Annotated in this window: 7 protein-coding genes; all 7 read left to right on the top strand. The window is 73.4% G+C overall.

The features are described 5' to 3' along the window. Nucleotides 1-50: 50 nt before the first annotated feature. The 7 genes from LLG88_02390 to LLG88_02360 all read left to right on the top strand — a co-directional run bounded on the left by LLG88_02390 (nt 51) and on the right by LLG88_02360 (nt 8,729). The gene (locus LLG88_02390) at nt 51-1,730 is read left to right on the top strand and encodes a methylmalonyl-CoA mutase family protein (GenBank protein MCE5245757.1); all 1,680 of its coding nucleotides are present in this window, start codon (nt 51-53) and stop codon (nt 1,728-1,730) included. Between the two features lie 36 nt (nt 1,731-1,766). Beyond that, nucleotides 1,767-2,180, top strand: a complete 414-nt coding sequence (locus tag LLG88_02385) for a cobalamin B12-binding domain-containing protein (protein MCE5245756.1) — start codon at nt 1,767-1,769, stop codon at nt 2,178-2,180. Nucleotides 2,181-2,277: 97 nt separating this feature from the next. Then, nucleotides 2,278-3,573 (top strand): response regulator, encoded by a 1,296-nt coding sequence (locus LLG88_02380; protein MCE5245755.1) that lies wholly within the window; start codon nt 2,278-2,280, stop codon nt 3,571-3,573. Continuing rightward, nucleotides 3,570-6,254 carry a valine--tRNA ligase gene (locus tag LLG88_02375; protein MCE5245754.1) on the top strand — a complete coding sequence of 895 codons (2,685 nt, stop codon included), beginning with the start codon at nt 3,570-3,572 and terminating at the stop codon, nt 6,252-6,254. Before LLG88_02380 ends, LLG88_02375 begins: the two co-directional genes overlap by 4 nt. Continuing rightward, nucleotides 6,251-7,114, top strand: a complete 864-nt coding sequence (nadC, locus tag LLG88_02370; protein ID MCE5245753.1) for a carboxylating nicotinate-nucleotide diphosphorylase — start codon at nt 6,251-6,253, stop codon at nt 7,112-7,114. Before LLG88_02375 ends, nadC begins: the two co-directional genes overlap by 4 nt. Then, nucleotides 7,111-7,971 (top strand): biotin--[acetyl-CoA-carboxylase] ligase, encoded by an 861-nt coding sequence (locus LLG88_02365; protein MCE5245752.1) that lies wholly within the window; start codon nt 7,111-7,113, stop codon nt 7,969-7,971. The genes nadC and LLG88_02365 overlap by 4 nt, the downstream gene beginning before the upstream one ends. Beyond that, on the top strand, nt 7,971-8,729 hold the full coding sequence (locus LLG88_02360) for a type III pantothenate kinase (GenBank protein MCE5245751.1): 759 nt from the start codon (nt 7,971-7,973) through the stop codon (nt 8,727-8,729). The genes LLG88_02365 and LLG88_02360 overlap by 1 nt, the downstream gene beginning before the upstream one ends. Nucleotides 8,730-8,809 lie beyond the last annotated feature (80 nt).

The raw sequence follows: 8,809 nt of genomic DNA, 5'->3' as shown, positions 1-8,809 counted from the left end.
CGTTCCTCCGTACATATGTCGTCCGCCCCGGACGGGGCGAGGAGGAACAGATGGGCCGCTCCGTTCGCGTCAGCCGCAGCCGCGCCGAGTGGGAGACCACGACGCTCGCCGAGTCGCTCGCCCGCGCGCCCGAACGCGCCGCGCGCTTCGTCACCTCGTCCGGCGTGGAAGTCCCGCGCGTCGCGCTCCCCGAGGACCTCGGCCCGGACTGGAACCCGCGGGAGCGGCTCGGCTTCCCCGGCGAGTTTCCGTTCACGCGCGGCGTCCACGCGACGATGCACCGCGGCCGGCTCTGGACGATGCGGATGTTCGCCGGCTACGGCGCGGCGGAGGAGACGAACCGCCGCTTCAAGTACCTGCTCGAGCGCGGCCAGACCGGCCTCTCCGTCGCCTTCGACCTGCCGACGCTGATGGGGCGCGACAGCGACGATCCGGCGGCGCTGGGCGAGGTCGGCCGGGAAGGGGTGGCGGTCGATACGGTCGAGGACATGGCGATTCTCTTCGACGGCATCCCGCTCGAGGACGTCTCGACGTCGATGACGATCAACGGGCCGGCGGCCGCGGTCTTCGCGATGTACCTCGCGCTCGCCGAGCGGCGCGGCGTCCCGTTCGACCGGCTGCGCGGCACGCTGCAGAACGACGTCCTCAAGGAGTTCATCGCCCAGAAGGAGTACATCTACCCGCCGGCGCCGAGCGTCCGTCTGGCGTTCGACGTCGTCGAGTTCTGCGCGCGCGAGGCGCCGCTCTGGAACCCGGTCTCGATCAGCGGCTACCACATCCGCGAGGCCGGCTCGACGGCGGTGCAGGAGCTGGCGTTCACCTTGGCCGACGGCTTCGCCTACGTCGAGGAGGGGATCCGCCGCGGCCTCGCCGTGGACGCGTTCGCCCCGCGCCTCAGCTTCTTCTGGAACGCCCACAACGACTTCTTCGAGGAGATCTCCAAGATGCGCGCCGCGCGCCGCCTCTGGGCGACCCGCCTCGCCGCGCGGCACGGGGCGCGCGACCCGCGCTCGCTGGCGCTGCGGTTCCACGCGCAGACCGCGGGCTGCACGCTGACCGACCGGCAACCGCTGGTCAACGTCGCGCGGGTCGCGCTGCAGGCGCTGGCCGCGGTGCTCGGCGGCGCGCAGTCGCTGCACACCGACTCCTACGACGAGACGCTCTGCCTGCCGACCGAGGAGGCGGCGCGGGTCGCGCTGCGGACGCAGCAGGTCGTCGCCCACGAGTCGGGGGTCGCCGCGACCGTCGATCCGCTCGGCGGCTCGTACTACGTCGAGTGGCTGACCGACCGTATCGAACGAGAGGCGGCGGCGCTCCTCGACCGGATCGAGGGGATGGGCGGGATCGTCGCGGCGATCGAGCGCGGCTATCCGCAGCGCGAGATCGCCGAGGCGGCGTCGGCGGAGCAGCGGGCGGTCGAAAGCGGGGAGAAAGTCGTCGTCGGCGTCAATCGGTTCGCCGTGCCGCCGGAGGAGGACGCGCCGCCGCGGCTGCTGCGGGTCGATCCCGCGGTCGAGGAACGGCAGCGCGCGCGCCTCGCCGCCGTGCGCGGGCGTCGCGACGAAAAGGCCGTCCTCGCCGCGCTCGCCGAAGTGCGCGAGGCCTGCCGGAAGGGGATAAATTCTTTCCCGGCGATCCTCGAGGCGGCGCGCCGTTCGGCCACGGTGGGCGAGATTTCGGCGGCGGTCCGCGAGGTCTTCGGCGCGTGGGAGGAATCTGCGCTAATCTAGCGCCGCGCATCCCCACAGCGCATCAAGGACGAAGCCATGGAAACGGGCAAGAAGCGGCTGCGGCTGCTCATTGGCAAGGTCGGCCTCGACGGGCACGACCGCGGCGCCAAGATCATCGCCCGTGCCCTTCGCGACGCCGGGCACGAGGTGATTTACACCGGTCTGCACCGGACGCCGGAACAGATCGTGGAAACGGCGCTTCAGGAGGACGTGGACGCCGTCGGGCTGTCGATCCTCTCCGGGGCCCACAACACGCTGTTCCCCAAGGTCACCGCGATGCTCAAGGAGAAGGGCGCGGGGGACATCGTCGTGTTCGGCGGCGGCATCATCCCCGAAGACGACATTCCGGGCCTCAAGGCCGCCGGCATCGCCGCGGTCTTCCGCCCCGGGACGAGCACGGAGCAAATGATCAAGTGGGTGGACGAGAACGTCGCCAGCCACGCCGAGTGACTGAAGGCCACTTGTCGCGGCGGGCGGGCTCGTCCCGTCCGCCGCGCGCGGTTCGTTCGGCAGTCCCGTCGCCGCGCCGCGCGGGAGCGCCTTGACGATGAGCAAAGTCCCCGCGGTCCCCGTCATTCTCGTCGCCGACGACAGCGCCACCATTCGGCGCGTCGTCGAGTCGTCGTTCGAGCCGTACGGCGTCCGCGTCGTCGCGGTGGACGACGGCCGTTCCGCGGTCGCGGCCGCGGAGCGGGAACGCCCCGACATCGTGCTCTGCGACGTGCTGATGCCGGGTCTGTCGGGCTACGAGACGGCCGCGGCGATCCACCGTCTCGCCGGCCTGGAGAAGGTCCCGATCCTGCTCCTGACCGGCGCGTTCGAGCCGTTCGACGAGGGGCGCGCCAACGCCTCCGGCGCGCGCGGGTTCCTCGCCAAGCCGTTCGAGCCGCAGGCGTTGCTGCGGCGGGTGGGGGAGACGATCGGCGTGCCGTTCGAGACGCCGGCCGCGCCGCGCGGCGCCGAGCCGCGCCCGGCGGAGGCCGAGGCGCCGCCGCCCGCGCCCGCCGAGCCGCAGCGGCCGCCGTCGGCGGCGTCGACCAGGCCGCACGTCTGGCCGCGGGTCGAGGAGCCGAACGGCTGGCAGGTCGGGCGCTCGCCGCTGGTCGGCGACACGTCGTTCGACTTGGTCAACCCGCCCGTCGCGCCCCCCGCGCCCGCCGGGCCGGTCGTCGCCGACATCGTGCGCGCCGAGTTGGAGAAGCTGCTCGGCGGACGGATCGCCGCGCCGACGAGCAGGGCCGCCGACGAGATCCCGGAGAAGGTGCGGGACGAGGTGCGGCTGCAGTTGGCCGCGCTTCTGCCGGCCGACTGGTCGGCGCTGGTGCGGGACGAAGTCCGCGCGCAGATCGGCGCGCCGTCGTTCGACGAGCGGCTGCGCCGCGCCGCGGCGACGGAGGCGATCGCGACGGCCCGCGCCGAGGCGCAGAAGGCCGCCGCGGAGGCGGTCGCCGCCGCGCGCGCCGAGGCGCAGAAGGCGGTCGCCGGGCTCCGTCTGGACGAAGTCGTGCAGCGCGCGCTCGACGCGGCGTTCGCCGCGCGCGCCGACGAGGGGCGCGAGGCGGCGCGGGCCGAGATCGCCGCGCTGGGGCTCGAGGAACGGATCGCGGCCGAGGTCCGGCGCGGCGTCGCCGAAGGGGCGCCGCCCCCCGCGCCGCCGTCGCCGCTCGACGAACTGGCGCGCGCCGAGATCCGGCGCGTCGCGCAAGAGATGATTCCGGGGATCGTCCGCGAAATCGTGTGGGAGCTGGCGCCCGACCTGCTCGAGCGGCTGGCCCGCGAGCGGGCGCGCGGCGAACGCGTCGAGGACGATCCGCTCGGCGTCTTTGGAGAACCGACTCGATGAACTTGGAAAAGGCCTTCCGGCCCGAGACGTACGAGTCCCGGGTGGCGGAGATGTGGAAGCGGGCGGAGATCGCCCGCCCGCGCCCGTCGGCCGACGGCGAGCGCTTCACGATCGTCATCCCGCCGCCGAACGTCACCGGCGCGCTGCACATCGGGCACGCGCTCGACTACACGCTGCAGGACCTGCTCGTCCGCTGGAACCGCATGCTGGGCAAGGAGACGCTCTGGGTGCCCGGATCGGACCACGCGGGGATCGCCACGCAGATGGTCGTCGAGCGGCGGCTGAAGGCCGAAGGGAAGTCGCGGCACGAGATGGGGCGCGAGGCGTTCGTCGCCGAGGTCTGGAAGTGGAAGGGGGAGTACCACGACCGGATCGTCGCCACGCTGGAGCGCCTGGGCGCGTCGTGCGATTGGTCGCGCGAGCGGTTCACGCTCGACCCCGGCCTCTCCCGCGCGGTGCGCGAGACGTTCGTCCGGCTCTACGACGAAGGGCTGATCCACCGCGGGCGGCGGCTGATCAACTGGTGCCCGTCCTGCCGCACCGCGCTCTCCGACCTCGAGGTGGACCGCGACGAGCCGGAGACGGGGGAGATGTGGTCGTTCGCCTACCCGCTCGAGGGAGGCGGCGAGATCGTCGTCGCGACGACCCGTCCGGAGACGATGCTCGGCGACGCGGCGGTCGCGGTGCATCCCGACGACGAGCGCTGGAAGTCGGTCGTCGGGCGGCGCGTGCTCCATCCGTTCTTCCCCGAGCGCGACATCCGCGTCGTCGCCGACCCGATCCTCGCCGACATGACGACCGGCACCGGCGCGGTGAAGGTCACGCCGGCCCACGACCCGAACGACTTCGAGTGCGGCCGCCGCAACGGCCTGGCCGAGATCTCGATCTTCGACGAGCGGGCGGTCGTCAACGAGAACGGCGGGCCGTTCGCCGGCCTCGACCGCTTCGCCGCGCGCGAGGCGGTGAAGAAGGCGCTGACCGAGAAGGGGCTGTTCCGCGGCGCGCAGCCGAACCCCTACGCCCCCGGCCGCTGCCAGCGCTGCCGGACGATCGTCGAGCCGACGATCTCGACGCAGTGGTTCCTCAAGATGGAGCCGCTCGCCGCGCCGGCGCTCGACGCGGTGCGGAGCGGCAAGATCCGCTTCGTCCCGCAGCAGTGGGAGAAGACCTACTTCCACTGGCTCGAGGAGATCAAGGACTGGTGCATCTCGCGCCAGCTCTGGTGGGGCCACCGCATCCCGGCGTGGCACTGCGCGGACTGCGGCGGCGTGACCGTCTCGCGCGAGGACGCGACCGCCTGCCGGCACTGCGGCTCGAAGAACATCGAGCAGGACTCCGACGTCCTCGACACGTGGTTCAGCTCGCAGCTCTGGCCGTTCTCCGTCTTCGGCTGGCCCGACAAGACGGAGGACCTCGCCCGCTACTACCCGACCGACGTCCTCGTCACCGGCTTCGACATCATTTTCTTCTGGGTGGCGCGGATGATCATGTCCGGCCTCAAGCAGGTCGGCGACGTGCCGTTCCGCACCGTGCTCTACCACGGACTGGTGCGCGACGCGCACGGCAAGAAGATGTCGAAGTCGTCGGGGAACGCGGTCGATCCGGGCGAGACGATCGACGAGCACGGCGTGGACGCGCTCCGCTTCACGCTCGCCGCCCTGGCCAGCCCCGGCTCCGACCTCGCGCTGTCCGAGGAGCGGCTGGTCGGCTACCGCGCCTTCATGAACAAGCTCTGGAACGCGACCCGCTTCCTGCTGATGCGGCTGGAGACGTTCCCCGGCGATCCGCGCGCCGCCTACGGCGCCGCGGACCTCGACGAGCTCGACCGCTACCTGCTCGCCGAGTACCTCGACCTCGTGGACGAGGTGGACGGCGCGATGCGCGAGTTCCGCTTCGACCACGTGTCGGAGAAGATCTACCACTTCCTCTGGAACGTCTTCTGCGATTGGTCGATCGAGCTCTCCAAGCCGGACCTCGCCGACGACGCCGACGAGAAGCGGCGCCGCGTCCGCGCGGCGGTGATGCTCGACGTGCTCGACGGCGCGCTGCGGCTGCTCCATCCGATCGCGCCGTTCATCACCGAAGAGCTCTGGCAGAACCTGCCGCGGCGCGCCGGCGATCCGGAAGTGCTCGCCCTCGCCGCCTATCCGACCCCCGCGGCGCCGCTCGTCTCCGGCGCGGAGGGGATCGACCGCGGGGCGGCGCGCAAGCTGGTCGAGGACTGGCTGATCGCCCCCGTCGCCGCCGCGCGCGCGCTGCGCGCCGAGGCCGGCGTCGCGCCGTCGAAGCCGGTGGACCTGCGGCTCCGCCCGCGCCGTCCGGAAGGGGCGGCCGCGCTGCGCGGCTTCGCCGCGCGGATCGCGCTCCTCGCCCGGGCCGGCAAGGTGGAGGTGCTCGAGGGCGCCGCGCCGGACGAGCCGTCGAAGCGCCAGGTGCTCGACTCGGTCGAGGTCGTGATGCCGCTCGCCGGCGCCGTGGACCTCGGCGCCGAGAAGGCGCGTCTGACGAAGGAGCGGGGAAAGGCCGAGCAGGAACTCGCCGCGGTGGCGAAGAAGCTCGGCAATGCCAACTTCGTGGACCGCGCGCCGGCCGACGTCGTCGCCAAGGAGCGGGCGCGGATGGCCGCGCTCGAGGGACGCCTCGCCGAGCTGGACAAGCTCGTCGCGGCGCTGGGGCGGTGAGCGCTTTCCCCGAGGACGCGGCGCGCGAGCTGCTGCGCCGCGCCCTCGACGAAGACCTTGGCGCGGGCGACGTCACGACGCGCGCCCTCGTCCCGGCGACGGGGCGGGCGCGGGCCGTCGTCGTCGCGCGCGAGGAACTCGTCGTCTGCGGCCTGCCGTTCGGGCGTCTGACGATGGACGAGATGGCGGCGCGCGGCGAGGGCGCGGTCGCCGCGGCCGTTCTGGCGCAGGAAGGGACGACGGTCGCGGCGGGAACGCCGCTGCTGCGCCTGGACGGCGCGGCGCGCGCGATCCTCTCCGGCGAGCGGACGCTGCTCAACATCGTCTCGCGCCTCTCCGGCGTGGCGACGCTCACCGCGCGCTGCGTGGCGGAGATCGCGGGGACGAAGGCGACGATCGCCGACACGCGGAAGACGACCCCCGGGCTGCGGCTCCTCGAGAAGTACGCCGTGGCCTGCGGCGGCGGCGAGAACCACCGCATCGGTCTCTTCGACCTCGTGCTGGTCAAGGACAACCACAAGCAGTTCGTCGGCGGCATGAAGGAGGTCGTCCTTGGGCTGCGCCGCGCGGGGCACGACCTCGCGCGGGTCGAGCTGGAGGTCGATTCGCTCGAGGAGTTCGACGTCGCGCTCGCCGCGGGGGCGGGGTTCATCCTGCTCGACAACTTCACGCCGGAGATGGTCCGCGAGGCGGCGCGGCGCCGCGCGGGGGCGCGGACCAAGCTCGAGGCCTCGGGCGGGCTTCGCGCGGGGAATCTCCGCGCCTACGCCGAGGCCGGCGTCGATCGTCTGTCGCTCGGCTCGCTGACCCACGGCGCGCGGGCGGTGGACGTCGCGCTCGACTTCGAGGCCGCCCCTTGAGCGCGTCCCCGTTCGCGGAGCGGCTCGCCGGCCTGCTGACGACGCGGCGCTACGGCCGCACGCTCGCATGGTTCGACGAGACGGACACGACGATGGCCGAGGCGCGGCGCCTCGCCGCGGCCGGCGCCGAAGACGGAACGCTCGTCGTCGCCGGGCGGCAGACGGCGGGACGCGGGCGGCAGGGACGGACGTTCGTCTCGCCGGAGGGCGGGCTCTACATGACGCTCGTCCTCGCGCCTCCGGGAGCGCCGGCCGACGGCTGGCGCTGCGGCTTCGCCGCGGCGCTCGCGGCGCGCGACGCGCTGCGCGCGGCGGGCGGAGACGAGGTCGAGTTCGACTGGCCGAACGACCTCGTGGCCGGCGAGCGGAAGATCGCGGGAATCTTGATGGAACTCCTTTCGCCGTCCCCCGACGGCCCCGCCGCGCCGACGCTGCTGCTCGGCGTCGGCCTGAACGTCGGCGGCGATCCCTCCGCCGTCGCGCCGGCGCTCGCCGGACCGGCCGGGCCGGCGCCGGGGTTCGCGGGACGCGACGCGCGGGCGGAGGTCGCGGCGCACTTCCTGCGGCGGATGGAAGAGCTCGCGCCGCGTTGCGCCGACGACGCGTCGTGGCGCGGCGTGCTGGACGAGGTCCGCGCCGTCTCGCGCGCGGCGCGCGGCGCGCGGATCGTCGTCCGCCTCGCCGACGGCACGGAGATCGCGGGACGGGGGATCGGGATCGACGAAGACGGCGCGGTGCGGTTGCGCGACGACGACGGCGCGGAGCACAGAGTCCGCTACGCCGAGCGGGTCTACGCCGCGCGACGGGACGGCGGCGAGGCGACCCGCGACGGCGCCTCGCGCGCGGGGGAACGCTGATGCTGCTGGCGGTCGACATCGGCAACACGAACATCGTCTTCGGCGTCTTCGACGGCGAGCGGCTCGTCCACTCGTGGCGCCTCTCGACGCGGCGCGAGATGACGGCCGACGAGGTCGTCGTGCTGCTGCGGGCGATGATCGGCGAGCTGCTCGAGAAGGTCGACGGCGCGGTCGTCGCCTCGGTCGTGCCGCCGCTGACGGCGCCGGTGCTGGCCGCCACGCGCGAGCTGGCCGGCGTCGAGCCGCTGGAGATCGGCCCGGGCGTGCGGACGGGACTGCGGATCCGCACCGACAACCCGCAGGAGGTCGGCGCCGACCGGGTGATCAACGCCGCCGCCGCGCACCAGCTCCACCCCGGCACGATGATCGTCGTCGACTTCGGCACGGCGACGACGCTCGACGTCGTCACCGCGGACGGCGACTACCTCGGCGGCGTGATCTGCCCCGGCCCGAAGCTCGGCGCCGAGGCGCTCTCGGCGCGCGCGGCGCGGCTGCCGCGCGTGGACCTGCAGACGCCGCCGCGCGTGATCGGCCGCAACAGCGTCGAGGCGATCCGCTCCGGCCTGGTCCACGGCCACGCGGCGATGGTGGACGGTCTGGTCAAGCGGATCGAGGCGGAGCTGGAAACGCCGGCAAAAGTGATCGCGACCGGCGGGCTGGCGACCGTCGTCGGGCCGCTGATGGAGCGGCTCGACGCGATCGAGCCGGATCTCACGATGGTCGGGCTGCGCCTCGTCTATCTGCGCAACCGCCGGTAGCCGCGGGGACGACGCGTGTCCAACGGGAACTCGACGGAAGAGATCGACGAAGCGGCGTACGTCGCGCGGATCGAGGAGCG

The organism is bacterium, assembly GCA_021372775.1.
GTDB lineage: Bacteria > Acidobacteriota > Polarisedimenticolia > J045 > J045 > JAJFTU01.
The sequence above is the reverse complement of the archived record's forward strand: the minus strand, read 5'-3'. Positions and strand labels throughout refer to the sequence as shown.

What these genes read in the sequence shown, in the direction of transcription:
- LLG88_02390 (MCE5245757.1), top strand. Translation starts at nt 51, where the DNA reads ATGGGCCGCTCCGTTCGCGTCAGCCGCAGCCGCGCCGAGTGGGAGACC.
- LLG88_02385 (MCE5245756.1), top strand. Translation starts at nt 1,767, where the DNA reads ATGGAAACGGGCAAGAAGCGGCTGCGGCTGCTCATTGGCAAGGTCGGC.
- LLG88_02380 (MCE5245755.1), top strand. Translation starts at nt 2,278, where the DNA reads ATGAGCAAAGTCCCCGCGGTCCCCGTCATTCTCGTCGCCGACGACAGC.
- LLG88_02375 (MCE5245754.1), top strand. Translation starts at nt 3,570, where the DNA reads ATGAACTTGGAAAAGGCCTTCCGGCCCGAGACGTACGAGTCCCGGGTG.
- LLG88_02360 (MCE5245751.1), top strand. Translation starts at nt 7,971, where the DNA reads ATGCTGCTGGCGGTCGACATCGGCAACACGAACATCGTCTTCGGCGTC.